This is a genomic window from Saccharophagus degradans 2-40, from assembly GCF_000013665.1.
Lineage (GTDB): Bacteria > Pseudomonadota > Gammaproteobacteria > Pseudomonadales > Cellvibrionaceae > Saccharophagus > Saccharophagus degradans.
The window spans coordinates 361,670-378,358 of record NC_007912.1; the positions used below are offsets into that span (position 1 = coordinate 361,670).

General features: G+C 47.6%; 16 protein-coding genes. 8 read left to right on the forward strand and 8 right to left on the reverse strand.

The genetic code is table 11. The features are described 5' to 3' along the window. Nucleotides 1–2 precede the first annotated feature (2 nt). Nucleotides 3–1,277, forward strand: coding sequence for an ATP-binding protein (locus SDE_RS01545; RefSeq protein WP_011466779.1), 1,275 nt, complete (start codon nt 3–5; stop codon nt 1,275–1,277). A 40-nt stretch (nt 1,278–1,317) separates the two neighbouring features. Here the strand turns inward: SDE_RS01545 and SDE_RS01550 are convergent, their stop codons facing one another. Next, nucleotides 1,318–2,049: an SDR family oxidoreductase gene (locus SDE_RS01550; RefSeq protein WP_011466780.1), complete on the reverse strand. Its 732-nt coding sequence runs from the start codon at nt 2,047–2,049 to the stop codon at nt 1,318–1,320. 246 nt (nt 2,050–2,295) lie between these two features. Between SDE_RS01550 and SDE_RS01555 the strand changes: the two genes are divergently transcribed. After that, the gene (locus SDE_RS01555; RefSeq protein WP_011466781.1) at nt 2,296–2,907 is read left to right on the forward strand and encodes a TetR/AcrR family transcriptional regulator; all 612 of its coding nucleotides are present in this window, start codon (nt 2,296–2,298) and stop codon (nt 2,905–2,907) included. A 101-nt stretch (nt 2,908–3,008) separates the two neighbouring features. Here the strand turns inward: SDE_RS01555 and SDE_RS01560 are convergent, their stop codons facing one another. After that, nucleotides 3,009–3,410, reverse strand: a complete 402-nt coding sequence (locus SDE_RS01560) for a hypothetical protein (RefSeq protein ID WP_011466782.1) — start codon at nt 3,408–3,410, stop codon at nt 3,009–3,011. A 380-nt stretch (nt 3,411–3,790) separates the two neighbouring features. Between SDE_RS01560 and SDE_RS01565 the strand changes: the two genes are divergently transcribed. From SDE_RS01565 to SDE_RS21055, 5 genes are all read left to right on the forward strand, one after another. Then, nucleotides 3,791–5,845 (forward strand): hypothetical protein, encoded by a 2,055-nt coding sequence (locus tag SDE_RS01565; protein ID WP_011466783.1) that lies wholly within the window; start codon nt 3,791–3,793, stop codon nt 5,843–5,845. Next, nucleotides 5,845–7,050, forward strand: coding sequence for a hypothetical protein (locus SDE_RS01570; RefSeq protein WP_011466784.1), 1,206 nt, complete (start codon nt 5,845–5,847; stop codon nt 7,048–7,050). Before SDE_RS01565 ends, SDE_RS01570 begins: the two co-directional genes overlap by 1 nt. Nucleotides 7,051–7,159: 109 nt before the next feature. Then, nucleotides 7,160–7,726, forward strand: a complete 567-nt coding sequence (locus SDE_RS01575; protein WP_011466785.1) for a sigma-70 family RNA polymerase sigma factor — start codon at nt 7,160–7,162, stop codon at nt 7,724–7,726. Beyond that, a complete protein-coding gene (locus SDE_RS01580; protein WP_011466786.1) occupies nt 7,723–8,364 on the forward strand; it encodes a hypothetical protein in 642 nt (213 codons plus the stop codon). The genes SDE_RS01575 and SDE_RS01580 overlap by 4 nt, the downstream gene beginning before the upstream one ends. Continuing rightward, nucleotides 8,361–10,094 (forward strand): S8 family serine peptidase, encoded by a 1,734-nt coding sequence (locus SDE_RS21055; protein WP_011466787.1) that lies wholly within the window; start codon nt 8,361–8,363, stop codon nt 10,092–10,094. Before SDE_RS01580 ends, SDE_RS21055 begins: the two co-directional genes overlap by 4 nt. A gap of 397 nt (nt 10,095–10,491) precedes the next feature. On the opposite strand, the gene SDE_RS01590 is transcribed toward SDE_RS21055, so the two are convergent. The 3 genes from SDE_RS01590 to SDE_RS01600 all read right to left on the reverse strand — a co-directional run bounded on the left by SDE_RS01590 (nt 10,492) and on the right by SDE_RS01600 (nt 12,214). Continuing rightward, a complete protein-coding gene (locus tag SDE_RS01590; protein WP_011466788.1) occupies nt 10,492–10,929 on the reverse strand; it encodes a hypothetical protein in 438 nt (145 codons plus the stop codon). A gap of 186 nt (nt 10,930–11,115) precedes the next feature. Beyond that, nucleotides 11,116–11,475, reverse strand: coding sequence for a hypothetical protein (locus SDE_RS01595; RefSeq protein WP_011466789.1), 360 nt, complete (start codon nt 11,473–11,475; stop codon nt 11,116–11,118). Between the two features lie 199 nt (nt 11,476–11,674). After that, on the reverse strand, nt 11,675–12,214 hold the full coding sequence (locus tag SDE_RS01600; protein ID WP_011466790.1) for an NADPH-dependent FMN reductase: 540 nt from the start codon (nt 12,212–12,214) through the stop codon (nt 11,675–11,677). Nucleotides 12,215–12,389: 175 nt separating this feature from the next. Between SDE_RS01600 and SDE_RS01605 the strand changes: the two genes are divergently transcribed. After that, nucleotides 12,390–12,773 carry a hypothetical protein gene (locus SDE_RS01605; protein ID WP_011466791.1) on the forward strand — a complete coding sequence of 128 codons (384 nt, stop codon included), beginning with the start codon at nt 12,390–12,392 and terminating at the stop codon, nt 12,771–12,773. Nucleotides 12,774–12,876: 103 nt separating this feature from the next. On the opposite strand, the gene rlmF is transcribed toward SDE_RS01605, so the two are convergent. From rlmF to SDE_RS01620, 3 genes are all read right to left on the reverse strand, one after another. Continuing rightward, on the reverse strand, nt 12,877–13,839 hold the full coding sequence (gene rlmF, locus SDE_RS01610) for a 23S rRNA (adenine(1618)-N(6))-methyltransferase RlmF (RefSeq protein WP_011466792.1): 963 nt from the start codon (nt 13,837–13,839) through the stop codon (nt 12,877–12,879). A gap of 94 nt (nt 13,840–13,933) precedes the next feature. Then, nucleotides 13,934–15,280: a sensor histidine kinase gene (locus SDE_RS01615; protein ID WP_011466793.1), complete on the reverse strand. Its 1,347-nt coding sequence runs from the start codon at nt 15,278–15,280 to the stop codon at nt 13,934–13,936. A 12-nt stretch (nt 15,281–15,292) separates the two neighbouring features. Further along, nucleotides 15,293–16,666, reverse strand: a complete 1,374-nt coding sequence (locus SDE_RS01620; RefSeq protein ID WP_011466794.1) for a sigma-54-dependent transcriptional regulator — start codon at nt 16,664–16,666, stop codon at nt 15,293–15,295. Nucleotides 16,667–16,689 lie beyond the last annotated feature (23 nt).

The following is a 16,689-nucleotide window of genomic DNA, read 5'->3' on the forward strand; positions in this document are numbered from 1 at the left end:
TAATGAGCCGCATAGTCGTTTCGTTATTACTTATTACTTTTGCCGGCATTATTGCTTCTGGCTGGATAATAGATAACGCCTTTAGCCGCTATTCTCAACAGGCGCACAGCCAATATCAAAGTGCCGATGAGCATTACGGGCAGGGGCTGGCCAAGTTAATTAATGCTAGTGCCCAGCCGCAGCAATTGGTGCAGCAGTGGAATGCCAGCAGCGAGCGATTCATTTCTTTACTAGAACTATCCGATTTGGTACTACCGCATTCTTTAGAGCAGGTACTAAATACTACAGGGCAAATTACGCTGCAATCGCAAGCGGGCGTAACCATGTATTTTGCGGTGCCCAGACACCAACTTATATTAGCTGTTAATCGGCCCGATATTCACACAGGCATAAACGCTACCCAAGTTATTTTTACTTTGGCATTTTATGGCGCAATATTTTTGGTGCTTATGTTGTGGCTTACACCATTGCTGTTAGATTTAAAACGCTTGCGCGCCGCGGCGAATGCATTCGGTTTGGGCAACTTAAAACAGCGTATTGCGTTATCCCGCTGGTCACACACGCGCGATATTCACAGCGCGTTTAATGCTATGGCAGATAAAATAGAGCAGTTACTAACCGATAATAAATTGCTCTCTAATGCACTCTCCCATGAGCTTAAAACACCATTGGCGCGGCTGCGTTTTGGGTTCGATATGCTAGCCGAAGAGCAAGACAGCGCTCGCAAGCAACAATATACCCACCGCATAAATGAAGACTTAAACGAAATGCAAAGTATTATTAACGCTTTGCTAGATTACGCCCGTTTAGATTCGGTAGAGGCCAGTGTTAAAAAACAAGTTTTTAATGCGCAAGAGCGGCTAAATAATTGCGTGCACGCTCAATGGGTAGACGCAAAGAAAATAGACATACACAATAATCATATAGCGCATGTAGAGTGCGACCCAAAACATTTTGATTTAGTGCTAAGCAATTTAATTAAAAACGCGTTGCTGTACAGCAACTCGCACATTGCAATTCGCACAGAACTAACCGCCGCACAGTTAACCCTATACGTAGAAGACGACGGCCCAGGTGTAAGCGAGCACGAAATAAAAAATCTATTTAAACCTTTTGTGCGCGGCGAGCACACTGCAGGCCAATCTGGCCACGGTATGGGTTTAGCTATTGTGAACCGCGTGGCGCAGTGGAATAAATGGCAAGTAACCATCGGTCGCTCGCCATCTTTAGGTGGAGCTCAATTTTGCATTGCGCTGCCGTTAGGGGCACAAAACTAAATATAAGCCACTTGTATTAATGTGAAATTTTTACCAACTATTACTGGCCGTTAATAATTGCCTGCGCATAACTATCATAGGCATCGCCAAATTGTTTGGCCATGGTGTCTGGAAACAAATGAAAGTCGCCAGCTTTAAGCGCGCTAACTATACCTTCTGCCACCACATTCGCAGGTTCTGCAACTTCTGTCATGCCCACTTGATCACCCATGTCGGTAGCAATGGGGCCAGGGTGTACGCTTAGTACAGCAATGCCCAGTGGAGCCATTACATCTTTAAGGCCTTGTGTAATGGAGTAAGTTGCGGCTTTAGAGGCGCTGTAGGTGGTAAAGGGCGTGAAGTTTTTAATAGAGGCAACCGAATTAAGCTGCACAAATGCGCCGCCCCCGTTTTGTTGTAATACCGGTGCAAAAGCCTGCGCAACGCGCAATAAACCGTAGGTGTTAACGTTTAGCTCGTGCTTAAGTGCCGCAAAGGCGTCTGCGCTAAGTAAGTCGGCTGGCTGCACTACGCCGGCGTTGTTTATCACAATATTTACATCTTTCGCCGCTTGAGCCAATGCGCTAATCGATGCGTCGTCGCCAACGTTTGCCTGCAGTGTTACCACTTTATCGCCGTATTGTTTTGCCAGTTCAACGGTAGACTCGGGGTTGCGCACGGCCAAATAAACCTTGCTGGCGCCATGCTCTATTAGTGAATCGACAATGGCTTTACCAATGCCTCGGTTAGCGCCGGTAACAAGTGCAATTTTGCCGTTAATATCAATACTCATATGAAATCCCTCTGGTTTGGTTGTACTTAAAGTAAGTGGCTAAGAAATAAGTGACTAAAAAATAAAGAGCGGCAAAGTAATAAATACTCAATACTGTACCGATCGGTAGGTTTGATCTATTCTGTACCGAACGGTATATTTGTGTCAAGGGGTGTTGTATGACATTCTTTTGAATATTTGGCACCTGCAATAACTTTTGCAGGCGTGCAGTGCTAGTGAACAGTGTGAAGTAAGGTTGGCAAAGGTATGGCGGGCGGTAGGCAGCGAGAGTTCGACAAACAACAAGCATTAAGTGCAGCCATGCATGTATTCTGGCAAAAAGGGTATGTGGGCGCGTCGCTTGCCGATTTAACCAGCGCAATGGGTATTAACAAACCCAGCATGTACGCTGCATTTGGCAACAAAGAGCAGCTTTTTGTGCAGGCTACCGAGCACTACATGGCGGTGCACGCCGAGCCGCTTTTCCCTTTGTTGCACACGCCTAATCAAAGCCTTAAGCAGCGTGTTGGGGCCTATATGCGCGCGGTGGTGGCCGCTCAGTGCGCAGGCGAAACACCGCTGGGGTGTTTTGTATCCCTATGTATTAACGAGGCGGCAAGCCAAAGCATGCCGCAAAGCGCGGTTACGCTTATAGAGCAGGCCAAAGGTTATGCCGAAAATTACCTAACTCAGCTGTTTAAAGATGAAATAACAGCAGGCAACCTAAGCCCACAAACCCAACCCGCCACTTTGGCAAGCTTGCTGGTAACCCTTATGCACGGCACCGCCGCCATGGCTCGCGGTGGTAAACGCTTCGAAGAACTCGAGCCACTTCTAGAAATAACCTTGCAGCAAGTTATATCAGGCTCGAATAGTTAGTATCTAATCGTTAGCAACTAGCAACTAGCAACTAGCAACTAGCAACTAGCAACTAGCAACTAGCAACTAGCAACTAGATTCTAGATGTTAGCGACTAGCCATTAACGATTGAACCCCGGCCTATTGCCGCGTATTTCGCGGCCGCCGTTTACCAGTAATCTTTCGGCCCAATCCCCCTGTTGATCGCGTTCGCAGGCTTCTTCGCTATCTAACACCACCTGCTTACCTATGGCTTTAAACTTAATACCCGCGCGCAGTAACTTGGCTTGTATCAGCTTTTCTATTTTGCTTTTGTCACCGTTTTGCTCGGCATTGTTTTTATCTTGTTCGGTTTCGAATACGCAGGTAATTAATAAGCTAGCGGGAAAGTTAGTGTAATTAGCTTGGTGGGTAAGCCATTTAAAACCGGGAATATCTTTAAGTAATTGCTCGCAAACAGCGGTAAGCGTTACGCGAATATTGTTGTCTATTTTCTTTTCGGTTTTACTTTGTGGCTTGGCCATAATGCAGGGCTCGGGTTTGAAAGTAAGTTATTAGGTTAGGCCTAATATAGGCGCGAATTATACATGTAGTAATAATGCAGCCGCGAATTATGGCGAAGCCAGCCCGCGAAAGAAAGGCGAGTTATAACGCCCAAGGTTGTTAATTCTGCAAGGCCCGCGCAGGGCCGTTATACTCTTGTTTGTGTTATGGATAACCTATAGGCAATAATCAACAGCAAGCATAAAACACAACAATAATAATTGAACCAATATCTACACCGTTACGACACACAAGTAGTAAGCCATTATTTACACTCATTTTTCGCCGTAGTGTGCGCGTATTTGGCAGCTTAGCTAACAATGCGTAACATGCTACAAAACAGGCAACATTGACGAGCGCTATGAATAAACTTCTCGCAGCAGTAATAGTAGCAAGCAGCTTGCCCTGTGCGGCCTTAGCCCAATTGGCACCGCAGGCCAGCTTGCAATCGCCACGGGTAAGCGGCTATTACACCCCAACAGATACCCTAAACATAGCGCTGCCCAAAGAGGCAAATCTTAGTGCTGCATGGTCAAGCCTAAGTTTGTCAGGCCTAAGCTTAGAGCTAGACGGCATAGATGTTACCGCGCTGGCAACACTCGAAAATGGCCAGCTGCAATACACCCCCGCCCAGCGTTTAGCCTATGGCGAGCACAGCTTGCGCTTGGTGCAGTATAAGCAAGATGGCAGTGTTAACGAGTGGGGCTATTGGCAGTTTGATGTACGCCAGTCGGCGGCTATTCGCCAAGCCAGCGCGCAATCGCAGGTAGATGTAAGCCTCAATCAAAATGTAGCTAATCACTCATCCCCAGTTAGCCCCATACCGGTAGATAACTTTAGCGCACAGGGCAGTGGCCAGTTTTACGCAAGTGTAGAAGGTGGCGATGCTACCGATGGCTGGGCGTTAGATGGCAATGCAAATTTAGCGCTCGCCGACGATGCCAACCAATCGCTTACTGGCCGCCAGGTGGATATTCCAAGCTTTACCGTAACGGCTAAGCAGGGGCGTTACAGTGTAACAGCAGGCGATCAAGCGTTACTGCAAGCGGGCTTGCTTAGCAGTGGTTACCAAGCGCGCGGTGTATCAAGCACTGTGGCGTTAGGCGCGCTGGATTCGGCAGTAACAGTATTTAGCGTAGCGGCCAATCAACGCATAGGCATAGATGGCGGCTTGGGTATTAGTGATGGCGATAACCGCTTAACCGGCGCTCGCTGGCAGTATCAGCCTTGGCAAACTCAAAATGCCGATGTGTACCTTGCGGTAAGCTACATTAGCGGTAAAAGCAGCCAAGCTGACTTCGGCAGCGTGGACTATTACGCGCAACCGAGTGTTAATGAAGGCAGCGCGTGGAACCTAGTATTCGACAGCCAGTTTATGCAGCAACAGCTGCGCGTGCGTTTAGAGGGGGCCAATACCGAATACGACTTCGACGGTATTAATAACGGCTACGAAGCAGTAGAAGACGATGCTTGGTCGGCACTGGTGTTGTTTCAACCCGCGCCACCGCAAAGCAAAGTGGATTTAACCCTAGGCGTAGAAGCACAGCGTATAGGCAGTTACTACTACAGCTTGGCCAACGGCCAGTTGCCTGCCGATAAAAAATTCCAACGGGTATTTTTAAATGGCGCAACCGATAGCACCAAGGGCCGTTGGTACTGGGAAAGTGCCTACACCACCGAAAGTAATAACCTAAGTAAAAATGCCGCCTTTGCCATTACCGATATGTCGCAATGGGCGCTAAGCGGCGGTTACAACCAATACGAGCCAGCCACCGCATTAGCCTGGTTGGGCTTGCCCAGTTACAGCATTGCAATGCGCGGCGTGCGCTTAACCGATGACTACACGCCCATCGGCTATATTGCCAATAACCTTACCACCGAAAGTATTAACGCCAATGCCGCGTTTGCGCACCCCACGTGGAACTGGTCGCTAGGGGTAAACGAAGATAAGTTACACGACTACTCTGGCTGGCAACCCAACACCCGCACCCGCGCTTTACAGGCCAATGCCGCTAAACAGTTGGGCGATAAATATTACCTGGCTATTGGTTGGCAGTTACAGCAAACCCGTTTTATTGCCGAGCAAGTGCATACCCGCACACAACTCTATTCGCTAGATGCCAATGCTGATTTTATACCGCAGGTGCTATCTGCAAATATTAGTGTTGGCGTGAATCAAACGCGCGCAATGGATGACCCCTACTATGCATTGCGCGACCAATCCACCTACGCCAGCGCCAATATTATGTGGCAGGTGAAGCAAGCAAAAAATAACAGCGCGGGGCTTAACCTAAGTTTTAGTGTTAGCCATAACGAATACAAAGATCAGCTCTACGCGTTTAACAATTCAGAGGGCTACCAAGCCTTTATCAAGCTGAGCACCAGCTTGCCCTCCGCTTTTCCTGGAGTACTGTAATGAACACTTACCCTTTAAAAACTACACGCCTAGTGAATGCGTTTATTGTATTGGCGAGCTTGGTGTTTGCCGTTAATGCGCAGGCGCAGCTAAACCTATGCACAAGCCCATGCGTTGCGGCGCAAGCGGTTACCCCAGGTGTAGAAGCCAGTATTCAATTACAGTGGCGCGGTGAAGTAGAAGTAATAGGCGATGCGGCAACCGTAACCTCGAAAGACGGTAACTTTGCGGTAGGCAATGCAACTAACCATACACAGCTAGGCAATGTTGCCGTGCCCTTGCGTGTAACACTTAGTGGCCCCCAGCGTGGTGGTGCTGCTACGGCTTTTGCCATAAATGAACAGTTGGTTGTACCCGCGCAAGTAAGTAGGCGCGCTGCGGCACTGGGGGCTGTACAGTTACATTATGTGCGCACGTTTAGCGTGAATGGCATAAGCCAAACGGCAAATTACGCAATTGCCCTTAACCAATTTGCGCCCAATGCTAGCCGCTCGCTAAACAGCGCCAGCGACCCAAGCGCAAGCAGCGTAGGCCTAAACAGAGTGGACCTGCGCTTTAACACCGGCAAACAAGTTGAAGTAATATCAGCAGGCACAAAGCTAAACGCAATTGCCACATTAAATTTTGATCGCGCCGGTATGTTGGATGCAGTATGGGAAGTGGCCACACCCGAAACCACTATCGGCCAAGCCGTGTATAGGCCACTGCAAAATGTAAGACAGGCACTCGCAGCAGGGCGCCAAGTGGCTATTCAAAGCCCCGCGCTACCCACTGGTAATGCAGGCGTGTATCGCGTGCGCTTGCGTATAACCAGCCCAGCTAGCGACCAAAACGCAGTGCCAGTAACCCTTAGCTACCAAGTGCAGCAGGCTAATACAGCGCGTGCTATAGATTCGGCAGCGTTAATCACACTGGCTTCGCCCGTACCCAATATTACCTTAGATACCGATACCGAATTCAGCTGGACGCACACCCAAGGCGCATTGGCTTATCAAATAGAATTTTTTGATAGCGCCACCCCCGATACCTTGCGCCCCATTACGGGTTTGCAATTAAAACCTAAGCAAACACAGGCCCTGTTAACGGCTTCGGTTTTTAACCGTTTATTGCTGGGCCAAACATACTATTGGCGAGTAGTGGCGTTTGATAGCGAAGGCCGAGTGATGGCCGCGAGCGAGTTGCGGCCCATACTTACTTCGCCCTAGGGCCTAAACTAAAATTAAATAGCCCAATTAAATAACAGCACTAAAAATGACAAGCGTAAAAATAGTTAACGTAAAAACAATAAGCACATAAAAACTAGAGAGAAAGCTTATGGCAGAGGATGAAGTGCCGGATGACAAACAATTACTCGCGGCCATTGCGAGCGGCGATACAGAAGCAATAACGGTGTTTTATCAGCGCCACGAAGCGCGGGTATACCGTTATGCGCTGGCAAAGGTAGGTGATAGTTTTGCCGCGGCAGACATACTGAACGATGTAATGATGCAGGTGTGGCGCGCAGCGGCAAAATTTGAAGGCCGCGCAAAAGTAACAACATGGTTGCTGGGTATAGCCCACAACAAAGTGGTGGATCACTGGCGCAAGGTAGGCGCGCGAGAATACACCGAGCTAGACGACAGTATGGAAGATGAAAGCGCGAGCGGCGCGAACCCAGCGCAGGCAACCGAAGCCGCCAGCGATGGCAAATTGTTGCACGCGTGTTTGGCAAAACTTAAACCCGAGCACCGCGAAATTTTGCATTTGGTATTTTTCGAAGAGCTGGGCTACAGCGAAATAGCCAGCATAATTGATGTACCAGAAGGCACAGTAAAATCACGCGTTTTTCACGCGCGTAACCTAATGAAAAAACAATTGGCGAACGCCACGAGGGCGGCATGAACACAGAACTGGATGACAAACTAGCACTCTTAATAAACGGCCAGCTCGACGTAAATGAGCAAGCGGAGCTAGAAAAACAAATAGCTGCCAACGAAGAGCTTGCCGCAGAAGCAGAATTTTTAGGTGCCCTGCAAAAAGGTATTCAACAGCAGCATGCAGTGCCACCCGGTGCAATGGGGTTGGCAAGGTTAAAGCGCGATATCGCATCTGAGCAACGACGCACAAATACCGAAGCTCAGGCAACCGTGTCCAGTGGTAATGCCACCGGCAAGGTAAAAGCCGCATCTAATTTTTGGAAACCGCTATCTATTGCTGCTTGCTGCCTACTGGCTGTGCAATCGTTTTTAACCATGCAGGGGCCGTCGGGCGATGACCCAAGTGGTGTAGTGCCTTTGTCTGGCTCGGCATTACCGGCGGGGCCGCAGTTGCAAGTGGTATTTAAAGATACCGCCACCGCAGGGCAAATACGCGAAGGCTTGCTAAGCATTAATGCTGAGCTAATTAGCGGCCCTGGCGCGCTGGGTATTTACACCGTGCAGCTACCCGCCAATGCCGATATAAGCCAAGCCCAAATTTTGTTAAGCGGCTTACCCTTTATAGAGGAGGTGGAGGTCGTAACAAGGGCGAATGAATCATGAACCCAACTAACAAGCCGCGCGCACTTAAAAGGTCTGCGCAACGCACATTACAAGGCACATCACAAAGCACTTTAGTAAATACAATAGCCTGCGGTTTTCTAACCGCGGGTTTAGTTTTATATGGGCCCGTGTATGCGCAAGTGCCCGAAGCAACAGATGAAGCCAAGCAACGCAATGTGCGGGATGTTAAAGCAGAGAGCCGTCAGCGGGTAGAGAGCTTTCAGCTAAAAGAAAGTTATCAGCGGACAGAAGACAGTAAACAGGCCGAAGAAATCAACTTAAAGGCCTCTAGCGCACAGCAAATAAGCGACGCAGCTAAGCAGCAAAACGCAACGCAAGCGCGCAGCACGGCAACTAGGCAGCAGGTGCGCGAGCAACAACCCACAAGTGAGTTGGGCAGCGCACAGCAAAATACTGCTAAAGAGCGCGATATAGCGACTGGCGAAGCGCAGATAAAAGGCAGCTCCGCGCAAGATAAAGAAAACGCTGCGCAAGCAGCAGAAAATAAAGCGCAGGCGGCCGAAAGTGCTGCCGATGCCACAGTGCAGCAGCAAGCTACAGCAACTCAGCCTAGCAAGCGTCCCCTTGCGCCGCCCCGTATTCCTCCAAGCCCAATTACTGCAAACTTAACCACTAGCGCAGTGCCACCGCTGCCGGTAAAGGCCGTAATACCATCGGTAACTAACGCTAACCAAAACAGCAATTTTGAACCCAACGAACTCGTGTTGGTAAGTGCCGATATGGCCGCCGCCAAGCAAGCGGCGAGTTACCTAAACCGCTACGGCGCACAAATTAAAACCCGCTCGGCGCTGGCTAACCTAGGTTTGGTGATGAGTGTATTTCGCTTACCAGAGGGTGAAGATACGTTAGCCATTATTCGCCAAATTCAAACCGACTTGCCCAGCCTGCAAACCGATACCAACCAGCGCTACCAATTGCAAAATAGCCGTAAAACCTATGGTGCGAGTATGGTGGGCTGGCCGCAGGCGCCAAGCTGTATTACGCAAAATGCGCTGCATGTGGGGGTGATAGACACACCGGTAAACACTGCACACCCAGCCTTACTTGGGGCCAATATTCAGGCAAAAAGTTTTATAAAAGGGGAGCCAGCAAGCGCAACCCACGGCACTGCCGTTGCGAGTATTTTGGTGGGTAGAGTGCAGGCGGGTTTTAGTGGCCTGCTACCACAGGCGCAACTGACGGCAGCGGCGGTATTTCGCCAGCGCGGCGAGCAGGTAGAAGCCACAACCGATTCCCTTTTGTTAGCCCTAGATTGGCTGGTGCAGCAGCAGGTAAGTGTTATTAACCTAAGCCTTGGGGGTGAGCGCAATCGCGTATTGGCACAGGCTATAGAGCAAGTGCTAGCAAAACGTATCGCCATCGTTGCGGCAGCCGGTAATAACGGCCCACAGGCAGAGCCCGTATACCCAGCAGCGCAGGCAGGGGTAATAGCGGTAACCGCGGTGGATGCCGCTGGCCGCCTATACGACCAAGCGAATCACGGCAGCTATATTGAATTTGCAGCCCCTGGGGTAGATATTTGGGCGGCAGATAACGCGCAAGGCGGGCATTACCACACCGGCACCTCCTTCGCCGCCCCATACTTAACCGCCGCTTTGGCTGTTGCCAATATCCAACAGCTACAAAATCAAGCGCAAGATAAAGGCCCAGCAGGCAAAGACCCCCAATACGGCCACGGCCTACTCACCATGCCACCCCTTTGCCAATAACCCGTTTAGCCCAAACACGTTCCCCAAACAACAAAAAAGCCCGCAACCTATAAAGGCGCGGGCTCAGTTTATTGATAAACCCCTCTATTATTTTAGCGAAGAGCCTAATCCTTCTAAATCCGCAAATTCTAAGGTTGATAGCTCAAAAAACGTGTGAATATGTCCCTATAACTTGATCAATTCGTCCCGACAACTGCTCCTGCGTTGTTCTAACATCGCCATCCGTGGCGAAGCATGAATTGAGCATTTTTGATCTTCCAACCTTAGAATTTACTCGCTGGATTGCCTAGATCAAGTTTGTCATCAGTCTGAGCCCGCAACCTATAAAGGTGCGGGCTTCTTCTCTATAGCTAGCGATTAATTACTAGCGACTCTCGGTTGTCACTTACCGATTGCTTTAGCGTTTACCAGTAGGCAAGCCAGATGCCGCATCTCTTGGCGAAACTACCTCGGGTGAGCTAGCGCTAGATTTCATTTCAATGCGATTAACGCGAATGCGAGTTTTGCACTGGGTGGTATTTGCATCAATCTTTTTGCCGCCTACACAGCTTTTTGCGGTGCGCTCTAGCTCTGCGGTTGCTTTAACGGGGGTAGGGCCACCGCCATTACCACCAGCTAGGCCACCGTGACCTTCACACAAAGAGGGGGCTACAATGCCTATGCCACCAGGGCCGCCAGAGTAAGAGAATATTTGGCCATCGGTACACACAATGGCGTAGTAGTTGTTAGCTAGGGTATACACGGTATAGGCCGATGCAGCCGGTGCCATTAAAGTGCCTAAGCCAATAACCATGGTAAGTGCGCTTAATTTTGCTTTTAACGTTAATTTTTTCATTGTGGGCCTCCTCAGGCTTAATTCTTTTTGTTAGTTAGATACTAGTTGTTTAACTTAGCTATTTACTGCTTGCTTAAAAGGTGTGTCGTAATCAGTTTTAAAAGGGTTCAAACTATTTTTAATAGTTTTACAACTTATTTAAAAAACCGTCCGTGGCGAGTTAAATCCCTATTTGCAACCTGTGTATTAGTTACTGCTTTTATTGCTGCGGCTAGAGTTGTAATCGGTAGCTTTTAATCCGCTACTGGTACTAGAGCTACTAGTGCTACCAGTGTTTGTAACGGCGGGAGCTAAGCGATTGGTCTTTTGTGCAGTAACACCTTGTTTGGGGTAGCCCGCTGCAATACCGCCGTGATCTGCGCAAAAAGCGGTAGCTGTAATATGGTTAGGTGGCATAGAGCTGGTGTTCGTGGTGCCATCTTTGCACTTCAAAACAAACTGCGTATCCGAACTGCCGTTAATTTCGTAAGCCGAAGCGCCTGTGGCTGCAAGGGTAGTAGCAAGTGAGATAAAAGTAGCGGCGGTAAGGGTAAGTAAGCGGTTCATAACAATCTCCAACATAAGTAATGTGTATTTGCTGCAGCGAGTTTGCTCAGCGGGTTTACTTATGTGTCGGAGGTAAATTAAGAACGGTTCAAAGTTTTTTAAATCAGAGTTTTCTCAACTTTATATAGTCGCTAATCACAAGCGATTAGCGACTGTATGCTTGAGCTGATTTGAACGTGCTAGAGATGCTAAGTAAGCGCTAGAGATGAGAGGCGAGTCTTTCAAGCAGTTGTTTAAGTGTTGCATCTAGCTCGGTGTTAGTGAGTTTTCGGGCTTCAGTATCAAAGTGACTATTGAATTGGGGTATAGAAAGTTCGCCTACTACGTTTGCGCCAAAGTGCGGTAGCGATTTAACCGCTTGCGCTAATACATTGGCGGCGCCGCCTTTGCCTGGTGAAGTGGCAAGTGCGAGTACAGGCTTATTTTGAAACACCTTGGTATCAATACGCGACGTCCAGTCGTACAGGTTTTTATAGGCGGCGGTATAAGAGCCGTTGTGCTCTGCGAATGAAATAATTAAACCATCCGCTTCGCCTAACTTTTTGTAAAACCGTTGTGCTGCATCGGGGCTACCGAGTGCTTTCTCTCGGTCAACGCTAAACAGTGGCATTTCAAAATCGTTTAAATCTAAAAGCTCCACCTCTACGTTGTTTAATTGGCGCGTTGCATACGTAACTAGTCGCTTGTTGATAGATGTAGAGCTGCTACTCGCTGCGAAGGCTACTATCTTAGTCGTCATAAATAATCCTTGTGGTGGCAAAATACAGTAGCCATCATATACTGGTTAAGCATAGATTACATGTTGCCCAAAAAATGGGGGTAATCAATTCAGTGCATTAAATTGTTTATTTCGTGTGCAGTGCAGGGCTAAACAAGCAAGAAAATAGTCTTCATATATTGTGGCTGTACTGTTTATGCTGTACGCACTACTTACGAGCGTTAGTGACGACGAGCCCGATGAAGAAGATACAGTGTTAGATTGGCTGTACTACATTAATTCTTTGTTTGGCTGCGTAGCCCTTATTTGTGTATCTATATTGTTTTATCAAATATTAGATTCTGTTGTAGGTAAATGGAGCTTTATTGTTCTTGCAGCTTATGCATTAATTTTTGTTACGGTTACTATCTTTGAAGAACTATCTGATGGAATTAAAATCTTGCGTGGCGATACGGATAGCGACGAGCAAGGTGGTGTGATAGCAAACCTAATTGGGTGCGGCATAAGCTTGGCTTGTGCAGCTACAGGTGGAGCAATAGCTATTGTTGGCGTATTGCGCATACTGCCAACGTTAGGGTAGGTCGTTTCTTTTAATTGCTAGATGCCCATGCCGATGATGGCGGTGATTTGTGTAAACCTAAAAACAGCTAACTAAATTATTCTAATAAATAGATTGGCTGTTTTTAGGGTTTAAACCGCCAAGCAATAACCCTAGTTTTTTTATTACCCTGCATCATTTCAATTTCTCGCACTTCTGTTGCCCCAAGCTTTCGAATGAGCTTTAGCGCAGGCTGTACGTTTTCGCTTTTAGATACCAAGCTGGTGAACCAGCCCACTTGTTGGGCGAAAGCTTGGCTTTCTTTTATCATCTTTTTTAAAAAGAGTCGCTCACCGCCGTTGCACCATAGCTCTGCATGTTGGCCGCCGAAGTTAAGTGATGGTTGTTTGGCAGTGTGTGCTTTATTGCGGCTGCGCGCTAGGTTGTGTAATTTACGATTAGTGCCTTTACTGGCCTCTTCTTGCGAGGCGTGAAAAGGCGGGTTGCATACACTTACATCAAAGTAGTCATCGGTTTGAATAATTTGGCTAAAGAAAGCATCTTTATTGGGTTGCAAGCGCAAGCTTATGTTGGCATTTAGTGTTGGGTTATTGGCGAGTACGGCTTTTACATTTGCTAGTGATTCACTATTAATATCGCTGCCAACACAGCGCCAGCCATAAACGGCACAGGCAAGTAGGGTATAAATACCATTTGCACCTGTGCCCACGTCTAACATTTTGACTGCGTTGTTTGTGCAGGTATTGGCTGTGTTAATTTTACCAGAGGGCAAAGGGCAGCCTAATAGCTCGGCAATGTAATGAATATAATCGATTCGGCCAGGTATAGGCGGGCAAAGCGCCCCATCGGGAATACTCCAGCTTTCTATTTTATAGTGGTGTTGCAGTAACGCAGTGTTTAGCGCTTTAACGGCGGCACTGTTTGCAAAATCTATTGTGGCTGCGCCTACGGGGTTACATTTTATGTATTGTACTAGCGGTGGGTGGCAGGCTTTAAGTGCATCAAAGTCGTAGCCGTTGCGGTGAATATTTCTTGGGTGTAAGCCTTTGCTTTGCTTGCGGGTTTTACTGTTTGCACTTTTATGCATGAATTGCGCCTAGGCTTTTTATGTGGTTTATTGTTAAAGCTTTGTAAGTTGTTAATACTTTATATAAACAGATTGTGTAACGCAGTATAAATACTTAATGTGCCGGTAATTCTATAATCGCTTGGCAGCCGCTAGTGTCTTGCCTGTTAATAAGCGCAATATAGCCGCCATGCGCTTCAATTATTTGCCTGCATAAAACTAAGCCTATGCCCGAGCCACCTTTTTTGGTGCTGTAAAAAGGTACAAATAAATTGTCGTAATTCTTTATGCCGCAGCCCTCATCGGTAACGGTAATGCGAACTTGGCTATCACGCTGTTGCCAATCTATAGCTATCTGTCCGTCGGGCGCTACTTCCATTGCGTTTTTCAGTAAATTAATTATTACTTGTTCCAGTAGAGCCGGGTCTGCAGTAAGGGTGAGTTCAGGCTTGCCGCTAGTTATTATAGCGTGGGAAGAAAATAGGGCGATGCATTTGGCAATAAGGTTTTGCAGGTGGCAGATTGTAAGCTTGGGGGCGGGCAGTTTTGCCAGTGTTTGGTAGCTTTCTACAAATTGCTTTAAGCCCAGTGCGCGGTTATTAATAACGGTTAGTCCTTGCTCTAGGTCGTGTTGTAATGGGGTGGCAAAGCCAGTATGTGCCCCATCGCAATTCGTAACTAGTTTACTTAGTGTTTGGCTTATAGAGGCAATGGGCGAGAGCGAGTTATTTATTTCGTGGCTTATCACCCGCACTAAATTTTGCCAGGCCTTACGCTCTTCGCTGCGTAAAAGCATACGTACATCGGTAATAAATAATAGTTTTTGCTCTTGGCCGTCTTCTCTAAAGGTTTGCACATGTACATTAAATCGACCTTGTTCTTTACCTAGGGTTAGCTCCATTACCTTGTGGCTGCCGCTACTAAGCTGCTGAACGGTTGCTAGTTGCTGTATTAACGTTGAGGTTGCTTTATCGTTGTTAATTTGTAGTAGTTTTTGCGCAGCGGGGTTCGCAAAACGCAAAGTACTATTTTCGGTAATGGCTACAATGGCAACATCGATATGATTAATTACTGTGCGCACCAAAAATTGGCTTTCTACCGATTCTGTGCGCTGTTGGCTTAACCTTGCGGCTAAGCCATTTAAGGCGGTTATTAAATCCGATAGTGCGCCATCGTTACTGCCGCTGCGGGCGCGTAGCGAGTAATCTCCTTGAATCATGGCATCGAGTAAATTGCCCAAGGTTCTAAATTGAAATTCTGTTTTTTGATAAATACGATAGCTCGATACCAGTATGGCTAAACCACCTACTAATGCGGCGATAAGCGTTAACCATATAGAGATGTTTGCATACACCATTACCCATATAAGTAAGCCAAGCAACGGCAGGGAAACAGTTAAAGATATAAACGTTAACTGGGCTTCGAAGGATTTGCGTTTGCGATTGGCCTGTGGCGGTAGCATAGTGCGTGGGCTCTATTTGGCTTTACTTAAGCGGCGGTAAAACGTACTGCGGCTTAAACCAAGGGATTGAGCGGCTTGAATTGCATCGCCATTAAAATATTCAAACCGTTGTTCTAGTGCATCTAGCTCTATCGCTTCGAGTGTGCGCAAGTCGGTTGCGTTATTGTTAACACTGGCTGCGGAGTTATTGGGTTGGCTGTCTAAGCCTAAATTACTTGGTTGCAGTATTTGGCCTTCGCTTAAAATGTGGGCGCGCTCTATAACGTGGCCAAGCTCGCGTACATTACCAGGCCATGGGTACTGTAACAATGCGGTTTGCGCAGCGGCGCTTAGGGTGTGCTGTGGCTGGTTATATTTTTGGGCCACTGCCATTAAATAGTGTTGCGCAAGTGGGATAATATCTTCTAGGCGCTCGCGCAGAGGCGGAACAACAAGCTCTACAGTATTAATTCTGTAAAGCAAGTCTTGCCTAAATAGCCCATCGGCCACCAGTTGCGAGGGCTGGCTATTGGTTGCAGTTATTAAGCGTATATCGGCAACCTGTGTTTTAGTTGCGCCTACTTTTTCAAAGCGGCGTTCTTCTAATACTCGCAATAATTTAGCCTGCTGCGATAGTGGCGTGTTGGCTATTTCATCCAAAAATAAGGTGCCGCTTTCTGCAAGCTCGAAACGACCAATGCGAGTTTGTTTGGCATCGGTAAATGCGCCTTTTAAATGGCCAAACATTTCACTTTCAAAAAGCGTTTCAGTAATTGCGCCCATATTAACGGCTATAAAAGGTGCGCTAGCGCGATTAGAGTAGTCGTGCACGTAGCGGGCGAGCATACTTTTGCCCGTACCGTTTTCGCCGGTAAGTAAAATATTTACATCGCTTTTTGCCACCTGCTGTAATTTAGCCAATAGGCTTTTCATGATGGCAGAGTGTGCGGTAATGGGTAGGCTTATGCGCCGCTCGTTTTGTAGCAGTTGGTTGTGTTGGCTAAGCTTTTGCGTTTGCTTTTGCGCGTTAAAAAGTTTTAGCTGGTTGTGAATGGTGGCGAGTAGCTGATTGTTATCCCAGGGTTTTTGAATAAAATCGTTGGCGCCGCTTTTTATGGTATTTACTGCCAGCTCAATTGTTGCCCAACCGGTCATTACCACTACGGGTAAAAGTTCTTCTTGGTTGCGTATGCGAGTAAGTAGATGCAGGCCTTCTTCACCGGAGGTGGTATCAAATGAGTAGTTTAAATCCATTAGCACTAGGTGGTAATCGCAATGTAAGAGTTTGTCCAATACCTGTTGTGGCGACGAGGCAGTGTCTACAGTGAAGCCTTCTGACTTTAATAGCAGGCTAAGTGCAGAGATTATTCCCTCATCGTCGTCGGCTATTAATATAGACGCTGTCATGTTTATCCTAATATTCGAGTTGC

What these genes read in the sequence shown, in the direction of transcription:
- SDE_RS01545 (WP_011466779.1), top strand. Translation starts at nt 3, where the DNA reads ATGAGCCGCATAGTCGTTTCGTTATTACTTATTACTTTTGCCGGCATT.
- SDE_RS01550 (WP_011466780.1), bottom strand. Translation starts at nt 2,049, where the DNA reads ATGAGTATTGATATTAACGGCAAAATTGCACTTGTTACCGGCGCTAAC.
- SDE_RS01555 (WP_011466781.1), top strand. Translation starts at nt 2,296, where the DNA reads ATGGCGGGCGGTAGGCAGCGAGAGTTCGACAAACAACAAGCATTAAGT.
- SDE_RS01560 (WP_011466782.1), bottom strand. Translation starts at nt 3,410, where the DNA reads ATGGCCAAGCCACAAAGTAAAACCGAAAAGAAAATAGACAACAATATT.
- SDE_RS01565 (WP_011466783.1), top strand. Translation starts at nt 3,791, where the DNA reads ATGAATAAACTTCTCGCAGCAGTAATAGTAGCAAGCAGCTTGCCCTGT.
- SDE_RS01570 (WP_011466784.1), top strand. Translation starts at nt 5,845, where the DNA reads ATGAACACTTACCCTTTAAAAACTACACGCCTAGTGAATGCGTTTATT.
- SDE_RS01575 (WP_011466785.1), top strand. Translation starts at nt 7,160, where the DNA reads ATGGCAGAGGATGAAGTGCCGGATGACAAACAATTACTCGCGGCCATT.
- SDE_RS01580 (WP_011466786.1), top strand. Translation starts at nt 7,723, where the DNA reads ATGAACACAGAACTGGATGACAAACTAGCACTCTTAATAAACGGCCAG.
- SDE_RS21055 (WP_011466787.1), top strand. Translation starts at nt 8,361, where the DNA reads ATGAACCCAACTAACAAGCCGCGCGCACTTAAAAGGTCTGCGCAACGC.
- SDE_RS01590 (WP_011466788.1), bottom strand. Translation starts at nt 10,929, where the DNA reads ATGAAAAAATTAACGTTAAAAGCAAAATTAAGCGCACTTACCATGGTT.
- SDE_RS01595 (WP_011466789.1), bottom strand. Translation starts at nt 11,475, where the DNA reads ATGAACCGCTTACTTACCCTTACCGCCGCTACTTTTATCTCACTTGCT.
- SDE_RS01600 (WP_011466790.1), bottom strand. Translation starts at nt 12,214, where the DNA reads ATGACGACTAAGATAGTAGCCTTCGCAGCGAGTAGCAGCTCTACATCT.
- SDE_RS01605 (WP_011466791.1), top strand. Translation starts at nt 12,390, where the DNA reads ATGCTGTACGCACTACTTACGAGCGTTAGTGACGACGAGCCCGATGAA.
- rlmF (WP_011466792.1), bottom strand. Translation starts at nt 13,839, where the DNA reads ATGCATAAAAGTGCAAACAGTAAAACCCGCAAGCAAAGCAAAGGCTTA.
- SDE_RS01615 (WP_011466793.1), bottom strand. Translation starts at nt 15,280, where the DNA reads ATGCTACCGCCACAGGCCAATCGCAAACGCAAATCCTTCGAAGCCCAG.
- SDE_RS01620 (WP_011466794.1), bottom strand. Translation starts at nt 16,666, where the DNA reads ATGACAGCGTCTATATTAATAGCCGACGACGATGAGGGAATAATCTCT.